General features: G+C 38.3%; 18 protein-coding genes. 13 read left to right on the plus strand and 5 right to left on the minus strand.

Going from position 1 to position 23,165, the window contains the following annotated elements; genetic code table 11:
* Positions 1-81: 81 nt before the first annotated feature.
* The 12 genes from RU93_RS08770 to RU93_RS08825 all read left to right on the plus strand — a co-directional run bounded on the left by RU93_RS08770 (position 82) and on the right by RU93_RS08825 (position 17,106).
* Positions 82-1,023, plus strand: a complete 942-nt coding sequence (locus RU93_RS08770; RefSeq protein ID WP_071875247.1) for an ABC transporter permease — start codon at positions 82-84, stop codon at positions 1,021-1,023.
* Positions 1,024-1,037: 14 nt separating this feature from the next.
* Complete coding sequence (locus RU93_RS08775; protein WP_071875248.1) at positions 1,038-1,949, plus strand: carbohydrate ABC transporter permease; 912 nt, start codon at positions 1,038-1,040, stop codon at positions 1,947-1,949.
* A 12-nt stretch (positions 1,950-1,961) separates the two neighbouring features.
* Positions 1,962-3,431, plus strand: coding sequence for an ABC transporter substrate-binding protein (locus RU93_RS08780; protein ID WP_071875249.1), 1,470 nt, complete (start codon positions 1,962-1,964; stop codon positions 3,429-3,431).
* A 145-nt stretch (positions 3,432-3,576) separates the two neighbouring features.
* Complete coding sequence (locus RU93_RS08785; protein ID WP_071875250.1) at positions 3,577-4,182, plus strand: DUF624 domain-containing protein; 606 nt, start codon at positions 3,577-3,579, stop codon at positions 4,180-4,182.
* On the plus strand, positions 4,179-6,089 hold the full coding sequence (locus RU93_RS08790) for a beta-N-acetylhexosaminidase (RefSeq protein ID WP_071875251.1): 1,911 nt from the start codon (positions 4,179-4,181) through the stop codon (positions 6,087-6,089). Before RU93_RS08785 ends, RU93_RS08790 begins: the two co-directional genes overlap by 4 nt.
* Positions 6,090-6,217: 128 nt before the next feature.
* Complete coding sequence (locus tag RU93_RS08795; RefSeq protein ID WP_071875252.1) at positions 6,218-9,193, plus strand: glycoside hydrolase family 2; 2,976 nt, start codon at positions 6,218-6,220, stop codon at positions 9,191-9,193.
* Positions 9,194-9,270: 77 nt separating this feature from the next.
* Complete coding sequence (locus RU93_RS08800) at positions 9,271-11,517, plus strand: glycoside hydrolase family 2 protein (RefSeq protein WP_071875253.1); 2,247 nt, start codon at positions 9,271-9,273, stop codon at positions 11,515-11,517.
* 231 nt (positions 11,518-11,748) lie between these two features.
* Complete coding sequence (locus tag RU93_RS08805; protein ID WP_071875303.1) at positions 11,749-12,480, plus strand: polyphosphate polymerase domain-containing protein; 732 nt, start codon at positions 11,749-11,751, stop codon at positions 12,478-12,480.
* Positions 12,458-13,135, plus strand: coding sequence for a DUF4956 domain-containing protein (locus RU93_RS08810; protein WP_071875254.1), 678 nt, complete (start codon positions 12,458-12,460; stop codon positions 13,133-13,135). Before RU93_RS08805 ends, RU93_RS08810 begins: the two co-directional genes overlap by 23 nt.
* Positions 13,136-13,157: 22 nt before the next feature.
* Entirely contained in the window at positions 13,158-15,029 is a 1,872-nt protein-coding gene (locus RU93_RS08815; RefSeq protein ID WP_071875255.1) for a carbohydrate-binding domain-containing protein, read from the plus strand.
* A 60-nt stretch (positions 15,030-15,089) separates the two neighbouring features.
* On the plus strand, positions 15,090-15,779 hold the full coding sequence (locus RU93_RS08820) for a response regulator transcription factor (RefSeq protein ID WP_071875256.1): 690 nt from the start codon (positions 15,090-15,092) through the stop codon (positions 15,777-15,779).
* The gene (locus tag RU93_RS08825) at positions 15,769-17,106 is read left to right on the plus strand and encodes a sensor histidine kinase (protein WP_071875257.1); all 1,338 of its coding nucleotides are present in this window, start codon (positions 15,769-15,771) and stop codon (positions 17,104-17,106) included. The genes RU93_RS08820 and RU93_RS08825 overlap by 11 nt, the downstream gene beginning before the upstream one ends.
* A 72-nt stretch (positions 17,107-17,178) precedes the next feature.
* Here the strand turns inward: RU93_RS08825 and glmS are convergent, their stop codons facing one another.
* On the minus strand, positions 17,179-18,981 hold the full coding sequence (gene glmS / locus RU93_RS08830) for a glutamine--fructose-6-phosphate transaminase (isomerizing) (protein ID WP_071875258.1): 1,803 nt from the start codon (positions 18,979-18,981) through the stop codon (positions 17,179-17,181).
* Between the two features lie 435 nt (positions 18,982-19,416).
* Here glmS and RU93_RS08835 point away from each other — a divergent pair, with 435 nt between their 5' ends.
* A complete protein-coding gene (locus RU93_RS08835; RefSeq protein ID WP_071875259.1) occupies positions 19,417-19,938 on the plus strand; it encodes a GNAT family N-acetyltransferase in 522 nt (173 codons plus the stop codon).
* Positions 19,939-20,070: 132 nt separating this feature from the next.
* Here the strand turns inward: RU93_RS08835 and RU93_RS11980 are convergent, their stop codons facing one another.
* The 4 genes from RU93_RS11980 to RU93_RS08850 form a co-directional block, all read right to left on the minus strand.
* Entirely contained in the window at positions 20,071-20,247 is a 177-nt protein-coding gene (locus RU93_RS11980; protein ID WP_143139435.1) for a sortase family protein, read from the minus strand.
* A 127-nt stretch (positions 20,248-20,374) separates the two neighbouring features.
* Entirely contained in the window at positions 20,375-20,698 is a 324-nt protein-coding gene (locus tag RU93_RS08840; RefSeq protein ID WP_071875260.1) for a hypothetical protein, read from the minus strand.
* Between the two features lie 84 nt (positions 20,699-20,782).
* Positions 20,783-22,276 carry a sensor histidine kinase gene (locus RU93_RS08845; RefSeq protein WP_071875261.1) on the minus strand — a complete coding sequence of 498 codons (1,494 nt, stop codon included), beginning with the start codon at positions 22,274-22,276 and terminating at the stop codon, positions 20,783-20,785.
* Positions 22,266-22,958 carry a response regulator transcription factor gene (locus RU93_RS08850; RefSeq protein WP_071875262.1) on the minus strand — a complete coding sequence of 231 codons (693 nt, stop codon included), beginning with the start codon at positions 22,956-22,958 and terminating at the stop codon, positions 22,266-22,268. The genes RU93_RS08845 and RU93_RS08850 overlap by 11 nt, the downstream gene beginning before the upstream one ends.
* Positions 22,959-23,165: the final 207 nt, after the last annotated feature.

Raw genomic sequence — 23,165 nt, forward strand, 5'->3', positions numbered from 1 at the left:
GTAAGCGGAAACATATTTTGCGAGAAAGGGGTTTATTAGATGGATAGTACAATAAGGATAGCGAATCAAGAGAAAAGTAAAATGAAATCGAAGAAAAAAAGTATATTCCAAAAAATTAAAGAAAATCGAGCCCTCCTGTTCATGTTACTTCCAGGAGCGTTATGGCTGTTAATTTTCTGCTATCTACCGATGTTCGGTGTAATAATTGCTTTTAAAGATTATCGTATTTCACCAGATGGTTTTTTTAGTAGTTTATTCAACAGTGAATGGGTAGGTTTTGATAATTTCAAATTTTTATTTGCTTCACAAGATGCTTGGATTATTACGCGCAATACGGTTTTATATAATGTAGTTGGGATTATTTTAAGTACGTTACTGACGGTCACTTTTGCTATTATCTTAAGTCAAATATCTAGCAAGAAATTTATTAAGCGATTACAAACGGTTGTTATTTTCCCGAATTTCTTATCTTGGGTTGTAATTAGTTATTTTGCTTACGCGTTTTTAAGTACCGATAAAGGTGTCTTTAATAATATTCTACAATTCTTCAATATGGACGTCATCAACTGGTACAGTGAGCCAAAGTATTGGCCGTTTATTATCGTTATTACCAGTCTATGGAAGGGCGTCGGTTATGGATCGATTATCTACTACGCGTCTATTATGGGAATCGACTCAACGTACTATGAAGCCGCCTTAGTCGATGGCGCGACAAAATGGCAACAAATTCGACACGTAACGATTCCACACTTACGTTCCATTATTGTAATTATGTTAATACTTGCAGTTGGTAACATCTTCCGAGCAGACTTCGGACTATTTTATCAACTTCCAAGGAACTCAGGTGCTCTGACGAATGTAACAAATGTTTTAGACACATATGTTTATCGTAGTATGATGAATAACGGTGATATCGGAATGTCGACAGCTGCTGGTTTATATCAGTCATTTGTGGGATTCATTTTGATTATTGTCACGAATAAAGTTGTTGATAAAATTGATCCTAGTTCGGCACTGTTTTAGAGAGGAGAGTAGGAATGATTTCAAATTTGAAACAACAAATGTATTTTTCTAAAAAACTTGAATTGATTTTTAAAATTTTATTAGTTTTATTTGCGATTAGTTGTATTTTTCCATTTTTATTTGTTGTCATCATCTCGTTAACAGATGAGAAATCATTAGCATTGAACGGCTATCAATTATGGCCAAAAGAATGGAGTATGGAAGCCTATCGCTTTATCTTTGGAGAAGGCAGTCAATTGATTACCTCTCTAGGCGTTACATTAATGATTACGGTTATTGGAACCATTATTGCTGTCTTTATGACTGGAACGTATGCGTATGTTTTATCAAGAAATAGTTTTCCTTTCAGAAAGTTTTTTACATTTTATTTATTTTTCACGATGCTTTTTGCAGGCGGATTAGTGCCTTCATACTTAGTGATGACGAAGTTTTTAGGATTGAAAAATACGATATGGGCACTTATTTTACCATTAGCATTTAGCCCATACAACGTCATTGTTTTAAGAACGTTCTTTAAAAAATCCATTCCTGAATCAATTATTGAATCTGCAAAAATGGATGGAGCAAGCGAGATGCGTGTATTTTTTCAAATTGTGCTACCGCTAGCATTACCAGGAGTTGCAACGATCGGCTTATTTGCTTCCTTAGGATATTGGAATGATTGGTTTAATGCATTGCTTTACATTGATAATAACCAATTACTACCACTCCAATATTTATTAATGAAGATACAAAATACAATTGACTATATGGCACGAAATACGGATATGACACTAGCTCAACAACAATCAATCCAAAATTCGCTACCACAAGAGTCTATTCGTATGGCTATGGTAGTGGTAGCAACAGTTCCAATAGCAATTGTTTATCCATTTTTCCAGAAATATTTTGTACAAGGGTTAACCATTGGCGGCGTAAAAGAATAGGAGGAATTATTTATGAAATTATTGAAGAAATCAATTTTAACAGGAGCATTAGTATTGACATCAGCAGCGATCTTAACAGCATGTGGTACGCAAGAAAAGCAAAGTAGTGCTGAAGGGTCAGAAAAAACAGAAAAAGTTATTTGGTATCAAGTGGGTGAAGAACCGAAAGACTTTGATCAAGTCATGGAAAAAGTGAATGAAAAAATGAAAGAAGATATTGGCTTAGAACTGGATATGCGATTGATTCCAGATGGTGATTATCAGCAAAAAATCGGTGTGATGATTAATTCAGGTGAAGAATATGATATCGCATTTATTAATGGTAGTGACTACGTCAATTACGGGAATAAAGATGCCTTTTTAGACTTAATGCCTTATCTTGACAAAGAGCTAAAAGAAGCAACTGATCGTTTGAATGATGGATTTATCAAAGGAGCAGCAATGGGAGATAAACTAAATGCATTTCCTGTTAATAATGCCCTAGCTACGACTGAATACTGGGTTTTCAATAAAGAACTCGTTGATAAATATGATTTAAACGTTGATAATGTTCAAACATTGCAAGATTTAGGTCCGATTTTAGCAGAGTTTTCTGAGAAAAATGATGATCCATCTATTACTCCTATTGGAATGACATCGACAAGTGTTTATGCTCCTTATGATTTTATTAATGGTCAAACATTAGGTGTTCCTTTTGAAGGAGAAACGGATACGATTGTGAATGTTTACGAAACGGAAGAAATGCAAAATAACATCAAAACAATGCATGAGTACTATGAAAAAGGTTATATCTTAAAAGATGCTGCAACGATTACTTCTAATCCATTCCCATTAGACGGGGGAAATTGGTTAGTAAAACGTGAGTCCGGCGGCGATGAAACATCAATCAAAAATGCATTAGTGAACTTAGCGAAAAAAGATTTAATCTTAAAACCATTAAACAGTGCTTATAAAACAACAGGGTTTGCGCGTGTCGGCATGCATGCGGTATCTGCTTCAAGTAAGAAACAAACGGAAGCTTTAGAACTCTTGAATTATGTTAATACAAATAAAGAAGTAGCTGATTTATTAGTTTATGGTATTGAGGGACAACATTATGATCGGAATGAAGATGGTTCGATTACAATGACGAACACGAAAGATTACTATCAAGGTGCTTGGGCTTTATTAGACTGTTACTTAATTTCTAGTACGACACCAGTAACAGAAGAAACTGAGAAGAACGCAGAAATTGCCAAAGAATTTCAAGAGAATGCTCCAGAATCACCAATTTTAGGTTTTTCTTTTGATTCATCAAAATTTAGAACAGAAATGGCAAGCATTAGTAGTATTATGGATCAATATTTACCATCGCTAAAAACAGGAACAATGGATCCAGAAAAAGTGTTACCTGAAATGTTAGAAAAAATTGAAAAAGCAGGTAACGATCGCATTCAAGAAGAAGCACAACGTCAATATGCAGAGTGGTTAGCAAATAAATAGTCAATCATAATTAAATGGAAGACAAAATCGTATGGAATAGAGCAGTCTAGCAGAGGATATCAGTAGAAACGCTTTTTCTACTTTCTGATAGCATAAATCCTATGCGCTTTTGTCTTTTTTATTCGATTTAGGAGGTGTTATCCTAGTGAAAGATAATAAGTGGACACGATTTTTTGATAGTTTATTTAAAATAGTCGTGCTTAATTTTTTAGTATTTTTAACGAGTGTATTAGGGCTCTTTATTTTAGGGTTATTTCCAGCATTAGCTGCAATGTTTGCAACGATAAGGATGAGTCGTGAATTAAATTGGAAAGAAATGATTTTACTCTACTGGCTGAAATATAAAAAGTTATTTGTAAAGGCAAATATTTTTGGATTTACAATTAGTTTATTGAGTTTTTACTTATTTTTAAATACAAAAGTTTGTTTTCAATTAACACCCATTATTTTTACGTTTTTTGGAACGTTATCTTTAATTACTTTAATTGTATGTGTAGCAATTGGAATGAATAGTTTTGTTTTTATGGAAGAAATACAAAGTAAGATCGATTTTAAACAAATATGTCAGTATACAATTTATTCATTACCTTATAACATTGTACAGATGGTCGTCATTTTACTGTTTTTATTAATCGTACCGTATTTCCCAGCCATTCTCTTATTTGGTGGCCTGGTAATGATGGGGAAATGTTGTCTTTATTTAATGAACAAAAGTTTAAATAATCTACAATCAAAGGGGACACTTCGATGAGATTTCAGATTAGTCAGCAACAAAAAGAAGTTATCGATTTATTTAAAAAATATAAGTTAGCCACAAATTTGTTTGAACAAGATGTTTTAGTAGTAGCAAATAAAATAGAGTCGACTGATAATTTATTAGAGGTACAACTAGATAAGCATCGATTGACAATTACCTATTCAAAAGAAGTCCTATTTTATAGAGGATTATTAACGCTGTTTCCTCGAATTTTACAAAAAGATACGGCTACTATCACCGAAAAGACAAGTATCGATGAAGTTTCGATTTCATTAGATTTTTCGCGTAACGCAGTCATGACAACAGAGGGGATAGAAGAGTATTTATTGTACTTAGCAGCAACCGGGATTAATACACTATATCTATATACCGAAGATACGTACGAGGTTAAAGGAGAACCATATTTTGGTTATTTAAGAGGAAGATATTCTGTCGAAGAAATTCAAAAGATTGTTTTTCTTGCCAATCGATTGGGTATCGAAGTCGTTCCAGCAATTCAAACATTAGCTCATCTAACACAATTTTTAAGATGGCCGGATTCCGATAAAATGAGGGAAGATCATCATACATTACTCATTGATGAAGAGCGAAGTTACGAAGCAATTGAACGTATGATTAATGCTTGTAGTAAGATGTATCAGTCCAAGCGTATTCATCTAGGAATGGATGAAGCGTATCAAGCCGGTTTGGGGCGTTATTTTGATTTACATGGTTATACTCCTAGAATTGAACTGATTTTGCGACACTTAGAAAAAGTGATAACACTAGCAGAAAATGCAGGACTGGAACCGATGATTTGGAGTGATTTTGTCTATAAAGTATTAGATAAAACGAATACGAGTCGACTGTATTATCCTGAAGCTGAGATCGACTTAAAGTATGCCGAAAAATATCCGAAGAATTTAGTGTATGTTCACTGGGATTACGGGTGTGAAGAAGTCGAGCAATACCAAAAAGTAATCAAGAATCACTTGAAATTTTGCGATAAGGATAAGTATATGTTTGCTACAGGGGCACATATTTTTGGAAAAATAGCGCCTAATCATGGAAAATCGATTAATACGATACAGGCAGGACTAACTGCTTGTAAGAATCTAGGAGTCAAGCGATCAATGCTGACAACGTGGGGGGATGACGGACAAGAAATTGAACATCTCCACGCGTTAATTAGTTTGTATCATTACTGTGAAGCGATATATAGTGAGGTTATCGCACCGGAAGAAATCATCGTTTCAATGGATCAACTCATGGGAGAAAATACCTACGCTTTCTTATATCAACTCACTTATTTTGATGAAGTTTATGGCATGTTAAAAGATAATCCTATGATGGGTAATATCAGTAAATCAATTTTATGGCAAGATCCGCTTTTAGGAATATATGATGCACATATTACGTTGTATCAAGAAACCTTTCAACATTCATTAGGTAGTTATTACGAACGCTTTGCGCAAAAAATCACGACAATTAAGATTGAAAATAAAGGGATTTTACAGATCATTAAAGAACGTTATGTCTGTTTAGCACAAATTCTCGCTTTAAAAGCAGAGCTAGGTATTGAATTACAAAATGCACGGAAATCAGAAAATAAAGAACTGTTAGTACTTGCTCAAAAAAATAAAATTAACCCATTAATCGATTGGTACACTAAAATGCAAGCGTTACATGAATCGATTTGGCATTACTATTATAAGGCGAATGGTTGGGAAGTCTTGGAGCGCAGATATGCGACAAGTATTTCACGTTTAAAGACAACAAACAAAAAAATTAATTATTATTTGAAAGAAGACAAGGGATTAGAGGAGTTGCTAGAAGAGAAGTTGTTATTTTGTCAGGTAGAACATCCTGTTGACTTTTCAGGATTCAACTATCGAGATACTGCAAGTAGTGGCTACAATTAAATAATAGGATCATACATCTCGCTTTCTTACGTATAAAAAAATACATAAGAAAGCGAGATTAAACCATTGGAAGCGTGTTCGGATTTTGAGATAATGACTAGTGAAGATAAGAAATGTGAGGTGCATCAATGTTCGAAAATAAATTTTATCAAGATTTAGCTGTTTTATCCGTAAATACTGCGAAATTACGCAATTATTATATCCCTTTTCCAACAATGGAGGCAGCTTTTTTAGCAAAAGATCGTCAAGAATCAGAAAATTTTTTATTATTAGATGGACAATGGGCGTTTGAGTTCTATGCGTCTATTCATGAAATCCCAGTAGCGTTTAGTGAAATTCCGAATACAAGTCTCTCAAAAACAATTCCTGTACCAAGTTGCATTCAAAATTACGGCTATGATGCGCATCAATATGTCAACGTTAGCTTTCCAATTCCCTATGATCCGCCCTACACACCGTATGATAATCCATGTGGCATTTATCGCCGTCATTTTGAACTCGGAGAAATAAGTGAACGAGATTATTACTTGAATTTTGAAGGGGTAGACTCTAATCTTTATCTATGGGTTAATAATCAGTTTGTAGGATATGATCAAGTAACACATAGTAATTCAGAATTTGATGTGACACCATATTTGCACGAAGGAACAAATGAAATAACGGTTTTAGTAATGAAGTGGTGTGCGGGAACGTATTTTGAAGATCAAGATAAGTTTCGAACGACAGGTATTACAAGATCGGTGTATTTAGTTCAAAGAGTAAAAGACTGTCTTTGGGAGTATAAAATAGAAACACCAATTAATCCGACTTCACAAACGGGAGTATTACATTTTCGTACACCCTACCAAGGAGAGATTCACTATTTATTATTTGATTTAAACGGTGTGAAAATTGACGAGGGAGCCGCCTCAAGAGAATTTATCATTAAGGTTTCTAACTGTGCATACTGGTCGGCTGAGATTCCTAATTTGTACACATTTGTCATGGAAGTAAATGGTGAATATATTTCTGAGAAAATTGGATTTCGCGAGTTTACGATCAAAGATAGGATTTTATATTTAAATGGTCAGCCCATTAAATTGTATGGAGTCAATCATCATGATTCACATCCAGAGCTAGGACCGTCGATGTTGAAAGAGGATTATCGTATTGATATGTTGAAAATGAAACAATTAAACATGAATGGTATTCGAACGGCTCATTATCCAAAGTCACCAGAATTTTATGAACTCGCAGATGAAATAGGATTTTATGTGATTAGCGAAGCAGATATTGAATCACATGGCGTAGTGAATTTATTTGGAGAGAGTGCCGATTACAATTTGATGGCTCGGGATGAAATGTTCGGAGAAATCATCGAAAACCGAATCATTCGATCTATTATTCCTTTTCAAAATCGAGCGTCTGTTTTTATGTGGTCAATGCAAAATGAGTCTGGCTACGGTGTGAATTATGAAAAAGCACAAAAAATGGTTCGTAAACTGGATACAACTCGCTTAATACATAATGAACGAGCAGCAGAACCTGACTTGTCTCGTATGAATGATTTTTCCAATTTAGATGTCATTAGCCGAATGTATGCTTCATTTTCTGATGTTGCTCGCTATTGTGAAGGGAATTTTGATAAACCTTTTATCCAATGTGAGTATTCGCATGCTATGGGGAATGGGCCAGGTGATTTAGCTGATTACTTTGAGTTAATGGAAAAGTATCCAAGTTATATTGGTGGTTTTGTCTGGGAATGGGCGGATCATGCAATGTATTTAACAGATGAATTTGGAAGGCGTGTTCTAGGATATGGTGGTGACTTTGGTGAGACGCTACATGATGGTAATTTTTGTGTTGATGGGTTGCTGTTCCCTGACCGAAGTATCACAAGTAACGCTTTAGAATATCGAAATATTCATTCACCGATTCAATTGAAAAAAGTTGAGGGGGAACGTGTGACATTACGTAATATTCAATCCTTTTTAACGGGAGCTGCATTTTTAGGAGAGTTAAGTATTCATATAAATGGTGAAAAAACGGGAGTAATTCCGATTGATTTGAGCCGAATTTCCCCTTTATCAGAGCAAGAAATTATTTTTGAACGTCCAGTAGTATCGGTATATGATGATGTAACGATTAATTTCGTCTTGAAAAATCAAGAAGGGGAAGTCATCGGCCATCAGCAAAAAATACTTCAGGAAAGTCAAATAAGAGTTCCTGATATCCTTATAAATGAAATTGAAGAGAGGAATCTCATTCAAGTCAAGCAAAAACAATCCTGTTATATCTTAGCTGGAGAAAGCTTCAGCTATACGTTTGATGCACGAACAGGATGTTTTACACAACTAAAGGTAGCGGGTGAAGAATTACTCGTAGCACCGAGTTATATTCATCTATGGCGAGCTCCGATTGACAATGATCGCTATAATATGAATAATTGGCGGCAAGCTGGGTATGAGACGAATCAGTGGAATCTTATTTCTTTTGCGATTACTGAAAAATCAGCGAAAGTGCAAATTAAAGGTCACTATCGTTTAGGAAAACCGGGAATCCAAAATATCCTAGATATGCACATCGTTATTACGATTAGTCTATCCGGTACTATTCAATATCATTTTGATGTTGAAAAAGGGATTAATCTACCTGATTTACCGAGATTTGGCATTGTTTTTCCGCTAAAAAAATTATTTGATAAGGTAAACTACCTAGGATATGGGCCATATGATAGTTATGTTGATAAGCACCATGCTAGTCATTTTGGTAAATATCAACAAGAGATTTCGGAAATGTTTGAAAATTATTTAAAACCTCAAGAAAATGGAAATCATTGGAAAACAATTGAAGCGTCTGTTTTAGGGCCAGTTGCTTGTCAAATACGTAGTTCGAAATCATTTAATTTTTCTTTTCTTCCTTATTCTGCAACAGAATTGACGCAGGCGCCTCATTCGTATGATTTGCCGATAAGTAGCGCACATCATTTATCAATTGATTATAAACAAAACGGTATAGGATCTGCTAGTTGTGGTCACTATCTCAAAGAAAAGTATCGTTTTTCCGAACAGAAATTCCAGTGGGATTTTAGTTTATCATTTTTAGAAAATCAAGTCATGATATAATAGCGGATTTTCCTTATGTAAGGAGAATTTAAGTCATAATATCAAGTGAAATATATGTTAGAAAGGAATGAAACCAAGTGGAACGCAAACAGCGCATCAACGATCAGTGGTTTTTTAGTGATACATACGAAAAGGGGCGAGAGCAAGAAACAGAGCTCTCGCGATTTGAAGCGGTTCAACTTCCGCATAATACTGTCCGTTTACCGTATCAGTATTTTGATGAAAAAAGGTATCAAAAAGAAACGTGCTATTTTAGAAAGCTACAATTGAATCCATCCGTTCGAAATGTGATTCGTTTTGAAGGTGTGATGGCAGTGGCGCATGTTTATTTAAATGGGGAATATCTGATGACTCATAAAGGAGGGTATACGCCCTTTGAAGTTGAATTAAGCACTCTTCAAGAAGAAAATATGGTCGCAGTCGTTGTGGATAGTTCAGAAAGAGCGGATGTACCACCATTTGGAGCTGCAATTGATTATTTGACTTATGGTGGGATTTATCGCGATGTCTTTTTAATTGAACGGCAAGGGATGTTTATTGAAGACCCCTTTTTTATAACGAGAAATCTTCACGCGAATACGTATCAACCGCAGCTTCAATTTCAGTTAGAAACGGCAGGAGATTTGCGTGTACGATTAACGGGAGAAGATGTCCAAATTGACGTTGATCACGTCGGTGTAATCGGAAGTAATACGGTAGCATTTCCTGAAATGACCGTTGCGGAGTGGTCGCCAGAATGCCCCCATTTATATGAGTTAACGATTTTTGAAGGAACAGAAGTCATTTTATATCAAACAAAAGTCGGATTTCGCCGCGCTGAGTTCACAAAAGATGGATTTTATTTAAATGGGGAGCCGTATCCAATTATTGGGTTGAATCGCCACCAAGACTATCCTTATGTGGGTTATGCGATGCCAGAAGAATGGCAAGTGGAAGATGTTCGTGTCTTAAAAGAAGAATTAGGCTTAAATATGGTTCGAACGTCACACTATCCGCAAAGTCCCGCTTTTATGGCGGCTTGTGACGAACAGGGTTTGCTTGTTTTTGAAGAAATTCCTGGATGGCAACATATCGGTGACGAGGAATGGCAAGCAGTGTTATTACAAAACATTGAGGAAATGGTGCTACGTGATCGAAATCACCCGAGTATTGTCTTATGGGGTGTTCGCGTGAATGAATCGGATGATCATCATGATTTGTATACGAAGACCAATGCCTTGTGTCGGAGACTCGATCCAACGCGTCAAACAGGTGGTGTTCGTTATTTAGAAAAAAGTGAATTTTTAGAAGACGTCTATACCATGAATGATTTTTCTTATGATGGTGGCGATACCGCGCGCTTGAAACAAGAAATTGAGGTGGCAACGTATGATAATGTCCAAGTCGAACGTCGTGGATTAAGAACAGTCGAACAAGTGGCAGGTGAAAATGTTCCGTATTTAGTAACGGAATATGCAGGCCATATGTATCCAACAAAACGTTTTGATCAAGAAGAGCGTTTAATTGAACATGCGATGCGTCATGCGGTTGTGCTCAATGCAGCATATGAAAATCCTCATATTAGTGGCGCTGTGGGTTGGTGTGCGTTTGATTACCATACGCATGAAAATTTCGGTAGTGGCGATCGCATTTGTTACCACGGTGTAATGGATAATTTTCGGGTGAGTAAGTTTGCAGCAAGTGTTTATGCGAGTCAACAAGATCCGAAACAGCGACCGGTGATGGTTCCGTTGACAAATTGGACACGTGGAGACCGAAATATGGCACAAAGCGTTCCAATCTATGTTTTCACCAACTGTGATAAAATCGAAGTGTGTTATAACGGTCAATCACGCGGCTTTTATACGCGAGAAGAGGGCGGGAAATTTGCGCATTTACCCTACCCACCGATTGTGTTAAAAGAATTCAACTTTTTATGGGGAGAACCTTTTGGCCCCTTAGAGATTATTGGGTATTTAGAAGAAGAAGTAGTCGCAACCAAATCGTATACGAATGAACCGGTGATTCACGATCTTGAAATGACATTGAGCCATCACACGTTGATTCAATCAGATCGCTGGGCTGCGGCGAAGCTAACCATGAAAGTTGTCGATCAAAAAGGCAATTTGTTGCCTTTCTTGATGGGCAGTGTTCGAATTGAAAATCATGGTGGTGAAGTATTAGGTGGCAACGAGGTACCGTTAATTGGTGGCTCAGCCGTTTGTTGGATCCGGACTTTGCCAGAGGAAATGGATGAGATTAACATTACGGCGCGCTACGGATCATTTGAAAAACATGGGATTATTCATGTGATTGAGCAAGCATCAAATATGACCGAGAAGTAACCTTAAAAAGTGCACGTGATTTAGAAATTCCCCTTAATGAAAATAATCAAGTTCTCCATTCGCTCGTTTGAGTTCGATCAATTATCGATCTTAAACGGGTGCTTTTTTTGTGTCGTTAATCCGCTAGAAATTCAAGAAAAGCGATACGATAATCATAAAATTCTTTTTTTGGCTTGCTTAAGCAAACTTTAAGTTAGCAAATTTATAGTAAGAGTCGAAAGGATGAGTGAGATGAAAAACAATGTATTTGAACGCAAAGAAACAAAATACATCTTATCAAAGGAACAACTACCGGAATTTTTAGCCGATCTAAGTTGCTATATGGAACAAGATGAACATGGATTGCATTTGATTCAATCGTTATATTATGACACCTCTTGTTATCAAATGATTCGCCATTCAATGGAAAAACCGAATTATAAAGAAAAATTTCGGGTCCGCTGTTATGGCGTCGCCAATCAAGATGCCATCGTCTTTTTAGAATTAAAAAAGAAAATTCAGCGAGTAGTCTATAAACGACGGATGGCGATTCCATATTCCGTATATCAAGAATGGATTCGTGGTGGCAAACTACCTGAAGATCCCAAAAATCCCCAAATTCAACGGGAAATCGCGTGGCTCTTTCGGCAATACCCTGATTTAGCGCCGAAAGTGTTAATTAGTTATGAACGATTGTCTTACTTCGGGAAAGAAGACTCCGCCTTTCGGATTACATTCGATCAACGGATTTCCTATGAAGACACGACTCTCAATCTAGCGGACACGTCTAGTCGTCAGTTGGTAGCACCAGAGTTAGGTGTTTTGATGGAGGTCAAAGCACTCGGAGCCTATCCGTTGTGGTTTGTGGCTTTACTGAATCAATATCAATTAAAAAAATCAAGTTTTTCAAAATATGCGCAAACCTATCAGCGCCATTTATGGAATAAAGGAGAGAAAGAAAATGTTTCAAAGTGTGTATCCTAGTGATTTAACGGCGTTTACCGTACAACAATTAATGTTATGTATCATGACGTCTATTATTTTAGGGGTGGTGGTCGCGTATGTTCATACGATTCGTAATACGTATACGAGAAGTTTCATCGTAACGGTGGCGATCTTACCGCTACTTGTGCAAGCAGTGATTATGTTAGTGAATGGAAACTTAGGAACAGGGATGGCGGTCTTAGGAGCCTTTAGTCTAGTACGCTTTCGTTCAGTTGCAGGAGGGTCAAGAGAAATTACAAGTATTTTTTGGTCAATGGCAATCGGGCTCGCAACCGGGATGGGCTATGTCGCCTATATTTTCTTTATCTCAGCCGTTGTAGGAATATGTTCCTTGTTATTTTATCGTTCGAATATACTCTTTCGACCAGCACCAGAAGAACGGGTACTCAAAATTTCCATTCCCGAAGATTTGGATTACCCAGGATTATTTGATGATTTGTTCCATTTATATACAAAAGAAACGACACTGACAACCGTTAAGACAACCACGATGGGGAGTATTTATGAATTGCGTTATCAACTGATTTTAAAAGAAAATCAAAATGAAAAACAGTTTATCGATGAGATTCGGGTGCGTAATGGCAATTTACCAGTGATGTTAGGCAATGTTGCGATGAATCGCGAAACGTTATAAAAGAAAGAAGAGGTGGATATCAATGAAGAAACCAACATTGGGTTTACTTTTGTTGGCAAGTTTATTAGCAGCTTGTCAAAACCAAACGACACCAACGACTACGAGTGAAGGCTTAGAAGAAAGTCTTGTAGAAAACGTCTCAAGTGATGCACAAGATGATACGACAGCGGTGGTCTCCGAATATTACGGCACGTATAAAGAAGAAGATTTTGAGACTGACTATGATGAAGCGTCGGCTACAACCATTACATTTGGCACGACTACAGAAATATCAGGAGAAGGTGCGACCATTGACGGCAATCTTGTGACAATTACACAAGCAGGGACGTACATGGTGACAGGAACTGCTACGAATAGTCAATTAAAAATCAAGGTTGCGGATAATGAGAAGGTTCATTTAATCCTAGCAGGCGTTACGATTGAAAATGATTTTGGTCCAGCTATCTTGATCGAAGAAGCAGACAAAGTCATCACGACATTGGTCGATGGTACCGTCAATCAATTGACCGACGGCGAAACGTATACCAATGTGTCGGAAGAAATGAAAGAAGATGCTGTTTTTTATAGCAAAGCTGATTTGACAATCAATGGGACCGGAACCCTACAAGTAACAGGACGTTATCAAAATGGGTTAGTCAGCAAGGACGATCTTATCCTCATTTCCGGAACCTATCATATTGATGCACCTGGTGATGGGATTAAAGGCAAAGATTCGGTTGCGATTCGTGATGGGAATTATACGATCGCAACAGTAGCTGGCGACGCCATTCAATCGAACAATGATACTGATAGTGAGAAAGGAACAATTGCGCTGGATGGCGGTACGTACAGTATTGAGGCAGGACGTGATGGGATTCAAGCCGAAACGACTTTGTGGATTCAAAATGCGACATTTGATATCACAACCGCACAAGGAATAGATAGTACGGATTTAATGGAAGAAGAAAGTTATAAAGGACTGAAAGCGGGTCAAGCAATTGTCGTAACTAGTGGGACATTTCATCTGAATACAGCAGATGATAGTCTGCATGCGAATGGTGATTTGACAGTTGAAGATGGAGCGTTTACGATTGCTAGTCTAGAAGATGGGCTACATGCCGATCAAACGCTGACGTTCTCAGGTGGAACAATTGACATTACTCAATCATATGAAGGTGTTGAAGCGACGAGTATTCAATTCTTAGGCAGTGACGTCGCGATTGTTGCGTCCGATGATGGGATAAATGCGACAAGTAGTGAAACGACAACCAGAACAGGTGGCTCTGGGGCAGTTGATGAAAAGCTCGTCATTAATGTTGAAGCAGGTTGGATTGCCATCGATGCACAAGGTGATGGCTTAGACAGTAACGGCAATATCACGATGAGTGGTGGAACGCTTCTTGTGAACGGTACGAATCAAGGTGGGAATGGTGCCTTGGATTACGACGGTACATTTGCTTTGATAGGTGGGACAATGGTTGCGGTAGGAAGTGCGGATATGGCGCAAAATGTTAGTGAAAGTTCGACACAAGGAACAGTCGCGTTAACCTTTGATCAAACTCAAAGTGCGAGTCAAACCATCAGTTTATGGAATGAGGAAACCCAAGAAATGCTCTTAGCGTTCACACCGATTCGTGACTATCAATCTGTCATCATGAGTAGTCCGGATTTAATCATTGAACAAAGCTACCAAGTCCATCTAGGTGGAACAGTCACAGAGGATGTTCGAAATGGTTTTGTCTCAGAAGGTTCAATTCGTGACAGCCAAGTGACGACGAGCTTTACCTTAAGTGAAACCGTCAGTCAATTGAATCAATCAGGTGAAACGATCTCCGGTCAAATGATGGGTGGTAACGGACCACGAGGCAATGCAGGCGAAGGTATGATGACACCGCCTGTGACTGCAACACCGTAAATAATGGAAAAAACCTTTCAAAAAAGTGGCGACATGGTAAACTGAAGGCGAGGTGAGAACATGATTAAAATTTTGGTTGTGGAAGATGAAAAAGTATTATCCGAAAATATCCGAGAAATTTTGAAAGATATCGGTGAGGTTACACAAGTATATGATGGCGAAGAGGCATTGTATGAAGCCAGCAGTGGGGTCTATGATTTATTATTATTAGATTTAATGTTACCTGGTAAGCATGGCTATCAAGTGTTAGCCGAACTACGTAGTCAAAACGTTCAGACCCCTGTTTTAATCTTAACCGCCAAAGATGGATTAGATGATAAAGTTACTGGATTTCAAAAAGGTGCAGATGATTATTTGACGAAGCCCTTTTACCGGGAAGAATTATTACTCCGGGCGAAAGCCTTGTTGCGACGGTCATTGGGATTATTTGATGAACAACAAGTCAGTACAGGCGATTTGGTCTGTCAATTGGCATCCAGACAAGTGTTTTATCAAGATCAACTATTGCCGATTCAAGGGAAAGAATTTGATTTATTGGTTTACTTCATGCAAAACAAAGGGATAATCTTGACGAAAGAACAAATCTTCGATCGAATTTGGGGATTTGATTCCGAAACGACCCTTCAAGTGGTGGAAGTTTATATGAGTCACCTTCGAAAGCATTTGAAAATGGTTCAAAAGGAATCGCTCATTCACACCTTGCGTAATGTTGGCTACTTGTTCCAGGAGGACGATGCCCTTGAATCATGAACTGTCTAATAAGCAAAGAATCCGTTTTTTCTTAACGAGCGCCAGTGCCTTTGCCGCGCTTTTTGTGTTATTGGGCATTATCGTTTTCCAACTCTTACAAGTGTCAGCCTATAATCAAACAGACATGTCGTTGAGTGAGATGTCCACGAATCGACCACTAATCGAAAGAGAAATCAGTCGTTTAAACCAATCAGATCCGTTTATCGATTTTCCTTTAGACAAGCCTTTACCAGAAGGAATTACGCCACAAGAAGAGTTATTTAATACGCAAATTATTTTGTGGACGGAGAATGGGGAAATTCTAAATAAAGAAGTCTTAGGTGGGCGCTACACCCAATTAAACGCGTTAACACTCGATACAACGAAATTGAATGAAATTATTCCGGTCGCATTAGCGGAGAGTAATTTATCGTTTCGCTCGATTACGATTGAAAATAGCCAAAGTCTCTCGTCAGAAGTCGCTTATATCCAATTTTTAACAAATACCAATCAGATCGATGATTCATTGACGACATTTCAGTGGATATTGTTTGTCTGCATGTTTATTTTTTGGTTGATATCGTTAGGCGTCAGTGTCTTTAGCTCTAAAATGAATATGAAGCCTCTTTTGATTGCGTGGCAAAAGCAGCAAGAGTTTGTTGAAAATGCTTCTCATGAATTACGTACGCCATTAACGATTATCCAAAATAATTTACAACACTTATTTACCAGACCGAATCAGACTATTCTCGAACAGTCACCGCGCATCGCCCAAGCATTAAGTGAGACCCGGCGTTTGACGAATTTAACGAATGACTTATTGTTAATCGCGCGTAGTGACGGGAATCAAGCAACGATTCAACCGGAAGAAACGGATGTCGATCGCTTTTTAGAACAACTGATTCAACCATTTGCTGAAATTGCTGAAATGCAAGACAAAGCGTTTCACTTCACCAATGAGATCAGCGAACCACTAAGTTTTGACGCTAGCAAAATCCATCAAGTATTGGTAATTTTATTAGATAATGCACTGAAGTATACGCAAGCCAAGGATGAGATTCAACTCGTAGCTAAACAAATCAATCCGAAATGGTGGCAAGTCGTCGTCCGAAATACAGGAAGTACGATTCCAGATACGCAAAAAAAATTAATTTTTGAACGCTTTTATCGAGAAGAACAATCCCGTAACCAAGAAACAGGCGGTTATGGCTTAGGTCTAGCAATTGCGAAACAAATTGTCAAAAATCATCACGGGAAATTGTTTGTCAGTGATTGGACAAATCAAGGCGTTCAGTTCACGCTCCAACTACCGATTATCCAAAAAAATCTCCACACCGAAAAAAACTAAAGACGTCCATCCAATCTTGGCTTAACACGCGAAGATTGGATGGACGCTTTCGTTTCTCCATGATGAGTTTGTTTATTCCACCGTCACCGATTTAGCTAAATTCCGTGGTTTATCCACGTCATAGCCACGCTCAAGTGTCGCATAATAAGCGAGTAATTGCGTCGGTACAACGGAGACGAGACTCATTAATAAAGGATGGGCTTTCGGTAAAATAATTTGATCTGATGCTTGAGCAAAAGTAGTTTCGGAAATCACGAGCGTTTTCGCACCGCGACTTTTCACTTCTTCTAAGTTTCCGCGCGTGTGCAGATGCGTCACTTCACTCGTAATCAGCCCGATAACAGGTGTACCATCTTCAATTAAGGCAATGGTTCCATGCTTTAATTCGCCGGCTGCAAATCCTTCTGCTTGAATATAAGAAATTTCTTTTAGCTTCAAGGCAGCTTCGAGTGATACGGCATAATCATTTCCGCGCCCGATGAAAAAGGCACTGTTTGTGTCACGAAAGAAGTCTTTGGCTAACTGATGAATGTGCTCTTTTTGCGTCAATACTTGTGTCATTGCTTCTTCCACCAAAGTTAGCTCCTGTAAAAGATTCAGTTGACTGTCCTCTTTTTCTAACTGGATGGCGTAAGCTAAAATGCTTAACAACGCAATTTGTGCGGTATAAGCTTTCGTTGAGGCTACTGCAATTTCTGGACCTGCTTCTAAAGAGAGTGCGTACTTCGCTTCGCGAGCGAGCGTGGATCCTGGAACATTCGTAATCGCTAAAGAAGAGGCGCCCAGTTGATTTGTTTTGACTAATACTTGACGACTATCCGCGGTCTCGCCACTTTGACTTAAATAAATGAAAAACGGTTTTTTCGCCAAGATTGGCGTATAATAACCAAATTCACTCGCCAGATGCACTTCTACCGGCACTTTTGTCAGTGTTTCGAAAAAGGCTTTAGAGGCTAACCCTGCATGATAACTCGTTCCGCATGCAACGATATAGATGCGTTCACTCGCACTGATTTCTTGTAAGAGTGTATCGTCTAGTAAAACATTCCCGTGAAAGTCAAAGTATTTTTGTTGTAAACGACGTAATACCAGGGGTTGTTCTTCAATTTCTTTTAGCATATAAAATGGATAGGTACCTTTATCAATCGCTGTGTTATCAATTTCAGCGGTATAAGGTGCACGGTCAATGACATTTCCTGCGGCATCTTCTAAGACCATGCTGTTAGTTGTCAGCGTCACAAAGTCGCCATCAAACAATTCAATAAATTGATTCGTTTGATGGATCATCGCTAAGGCATCGCTCCCGACAAGATGAAAGTCACTCCCGCAACCAATCAATAGCGGACTTTTATTCTTTGCAACGTATAATGTATCGACATCATTCGTATCGATTAACGCGAAAGCATACGACCCTTGGAGTAAGCGTAGCGTTTGCTTGAAGGCCTCTTTCACGCTCAGATTTTCAGCTTCCATGCGTTGTTCAATCACATTCGCAACCACTTCGGTATCCGTCTCGCCAACGAGCTGATAACCTGCTAAGTAGTCTTCTTTCAACGAACGGTAATTTTCAATCACACCATTATGAACAAGCACGACCTTACCGTGCTGTGATACGTGGGGATGCGCATTCTCCTCGCTTGGAATTCCGTGAGTGGCCCAACGTGTATGTCCAATCCCAAGGGTCCCCGTTGTTTCTGACGTCATTTTTTCAGCCAATTGTTTAATCGGACCTTGTGCTTTCACTAAATGCCTTTCGTTTTGATTAGCGACATAGACTCCTGCTGAATCATAGCCTCGGTATTCCAACCGTTCTAAGCCTTTCAAAAGTACTTCTGAGACATTTTCGTTCCCAATCATTCCGACAATTCCACACATAATTTGCCTTCCTACTTTCCTATTCAATTTTTGGAAGGTTTCTATCTGCTGGTAAATCTTTTGTAGCACTTTCGCAAGTGGATTTGTAATTTACCTATAGGGTGCAGTCCCTGAAGCCATCCGCCGAATATTTCGATAAGCTTCATCCTCGTCATCTGTTAAGACAGATCTGGCGCTATTCCGTTTTGATTATTCTCCTTCTTATTTTCGTAGAAACCTAGAAAAAGCATAACTTTTGTCATCGCATCTGTCAATTTATTTTTTTGAATCACGGATAAAAAAGCGTTTTTGCAGTTGATATTCTCAACTTATGACGTAAAAGAGCAAAGGTTTGTTGACAATTTTGGCCTTTTTAGCCATATTGAAAGGAGTCTAAGAGGGGTCCGTAAAGACGTTGTTATAAATATATTCAGGAAATTAGAAAGGAAGAACGCAATGCAAAAACGATTAATAAAACCAACCTTGGAGTGGGAAAAACCGATTCAAGTGTTTCGAGAAGAAATGGTGGATACACAAAGTATCTTAGCTGGAGTGGGCTCTTTGCGTGAAAATGCAGATGTAGAAGCGTGGCTTCAAAGAATTTCTCAGTTCGAAAATCCTGCCACCGTACCAGAAGGCTTAGTACGAAGTCTTCAATATATTTATGTCGATATTTCGCAACAAAAAGTCATCGGAATGATCCAATTACGTTGTGAATTAAATGACTATCTAAAACATTTTGGCGGACATATCGGTTACTCAATTGCACCAAGTGAGCGACGCAAGGGTAACGGAAAAGCGATGTTACAAGCGTGCTTAACAAAAGCCAAAGAAGAAGGATTATCAGAAGTATTGATTACTTGTGATCCTTCAAATGAAGGCAGCCGTGGGGTCATAATGGGTTGTGGTGGACGCTATCAAGAAACAGTCTATCATCCAGAGGAAGCGCGGTATTATGAGCAGTATTGGCTTGAATGATAAGCTTGAATCATCATCATAACGTCAAAAAATATTTCACCATGATAAAACCGACCACTAAAAGTTCGCGCTTAATCGAACTTTTGGAGGTCGGTTTACAATTGAGGTTGTATAAAATTTAGTGAGGATGGACTATTCATTTATCTCTACCGCATGAATAAATAGACGGCCGTTTTCGATCGTATAGTTACAGGTAATAAGGGTTAAAATTTGATCTTCGGCTGAAACGTTTGTCTCGGTTGAAAAAAGTGATTTTTCTTCTCGAGGGAGTGTATTTTTAATTTTCACTAGCGCATACTTTCCTATCATAATGTCTCTTTTCAAAGAACGGCTTAACGAAATTGATATAAAAAAATCTTTCCTCAGTCGAAGGTTCAATTGAGGAAAGATTTTTTATGTCGAAACAATAAATTCTTGTTTCCATTAATAGCTGCTATCAGTCCATCATGCGATGATGCTGACGACCCATGCCCCACATTTCTCGCTTACCAAAAGAATCACGACCATGGCAATCACGATTAGTATCGTCCATCCACTCATTCATTTCTTCTGCTTCATCAGGTGAAAGATTGCCACGTTCGACTTGTTCTTTTAAATGTTCACGACGCTCTTGTTCAGTTGTGCGAGTATTGTCATCAAGGGGCTCAAACCTTTCAGAAGCATTTGTTCCATTATCTGAGTTAGCAAAGACTGACATAGAAGTCATACCTGCAGCAAAAAGGATCGCTACCGCAATAATGATTTTTGTTAATTTTTTCATAAAAAATCTCTCCCATCTATTTTTGAAACGAATACTCGCTTCTTTGATAGAATGATCATAACAAAAAATGATGGCAAAAGTGTGTCACATCTGTTCCAAATGAGTGGCAGTTAGTTTGTTTACTTTTGAAAAATCAAACGTAAAGCGCGCACCGCCAGTTTCTGCGTTTGTTGCTTGTAAAGTCATTTGATGGCGCTGTGCAATTTGTTTGGCAATTGATAAGCCAAGTCCTGTCCCAATTTTATTTTTTTCGCCATAAGTTTTATGGAAGCGATCGAAAATGTAAGGAAGTTCTGAGGCTTCAATTCCTGGACCTTGATCGGAAATGATGAGACGATCGTCGGTTAATTGAATCCTAATTCGGCTATGCTTCGGCGAAAATTTAATCGCATTATCTAAAATGACTAAAAACATCTGACGTAAGCGCCCGTAATCACCGCAAATAACGAGAGGAACAGCTGTCATCGAATAATCCAAGGTTATTTCTTTTAGGCGAGATAAGTGTTCAGCACTTCGTAAAGCATCTTTTAGGACGTCTTGGAGACTGAGAGGGGTCTTTTCGATTGTAAAGTCTAAGTTTTGTAATCGGGCTAAATCAAGTAAATCACCGACTAAGCGTTCCAGAAATTTTGCTTCTGTTAGCATCTGTTGGTGATAAGCTTCGACTTTTTCAGGTTCAGTAATGACTTTGTCCGTTAGTGCTTCGAGAGAACCACGCATGACGGTAATCGGAGTCCGTAATTCATGAGAGATATTGGCGACGAATTCTTGGCGCATTTGTTCTAACTTCTCACTTGCTTGACTGGCTTCAGCTAATTGCAGTGCCAAAGTATCAATGGCTTGGGATAGTTCGCCAATCTCATCTTTTTGTGAAACGTTCGTTTTTGCCTGATAATCACCTTGTGCTAAGCGTAAAGCGGCAACTTTCATTTTTGATAACGGTTTTGTAAACGAATAGGCTAAGAAAGAAACGAGTACTAACGCTAACAGTAACGCAATTAGTAAGCTAATTCCTAACAATTTAAGCCCTTGATTAATAGCTGCTTTCGTACTGTCGATCGCCGAATGAATTAAAATAGCCCCCCAAATGTTGCCATCAGCATCACGAATCGGTGCTCCCACGGTTAATGTTTGCTGATTGAGCGACTCGCTAAATCCTTCGCTCACCATTGTTTCTCCTTGGAAAATAAGGGGAATCATCGCCTCAGCATTACTGGGTAAGTCACGAAGATTGTCTTTTTGAGTCGCCGCATGACGCGCTCCCATATGAGTGTTTTCACCAGTCGCTAAGAGATTGAACGCTTCGTCGACTAACCAAACGTGATCACCTGCTACTTCTTGAATAAAGCGCAGATAGGCACTTGTATCACTCATCATTCGTTGATGGCTGCTCGCGTTTGCGTCATCAGTCAGTTCCTGAGCAATCGCTTGGGCGTAGTGAGTGAGTTCCTCGCGATGAAGGGTCATCATCGAATGTTTAAACAGAAAAAAGAAAATCGTCCCAATCGTGATGGCGAATAGGAGGAGTGTTGTCGTCAAATAGAGCCCTAATTTCGTCGCGATTCTACTATTTTTCATGCGAAATAACCTCAAATTTATATCCGACTCCCCAAATAGTTTTAATTGCCCAATTAGGATGTATCTGTTTTCCTAATTTTCCGCGTAGCCGCTTAATATGACTATCCACGGTTCGAGTATCCCCAAAATAATCAAAACCCCAAAGTAAGTTTAAGAGTTCTTCACGCGTATAGGCTTTTTGAGGATGGTTCGCTAATGTCCACAATAAATCAATTTCTTTTTTTGTCAGTAAAATGTTTTCGCCATTGATTGAAACGGTGTAGTCGTCTAAATTAATCGTTAAATTATCATAGGTCAAACATTGTGGTTGGTTATCCTCTCGTATAATCCGGCGCATGACGGCCTTAATTCGAGCCATGACTTCACCTGGAGAAAAAGGTTTCACGATATAATCATCCGCCCCAATTTCTAGCCCCATAATCCGTTCAAAATCCTCCCCGCGTGCCGTAATCATTAAAATCGGAACATTGGAAGTCTCACGAATTTCTCGACAAACAGCAAAGCCATCTTTTTTCGGCATCATCACATCCAGTAAAACGACATCAGGTTTTTCGCTTTTGAATAAACGTAGCGCTTCGATACCATCATAAGCGATGATGACTTGGTAATGATTTTTCTGGGCATACTCCGCTAAAATCGCCGTAATTTGTTGGTTATCATCGACAATTAATAATTTTTGCATCGTAAACTCCTCCTCTTCGCGATTATATCAAAATAGTGTGGCACTTTTGTGTCAAACGGCTTTTTCTTTAAGTGAGATACCAGAAAAGCAGAGGACGATTGCTTTTTTTATTTTATCGAAATATCAAGATAGTCTATAAAAGACAATAAGAAAGTTCAAGTTTTTTTCTCGAAAGCTTGTTAAGATGAAATAGCAGATATGAAAACG

Source organism: Enterococcus aquimarinus (assembly GCF_001885765.1).
Classification (GTDB): Bacteria; Bacillota; Bacilli; order Lactobacillales; family Enterococcaceae; genus Enterococcus_I; species Enterococcus_I aquimarinus.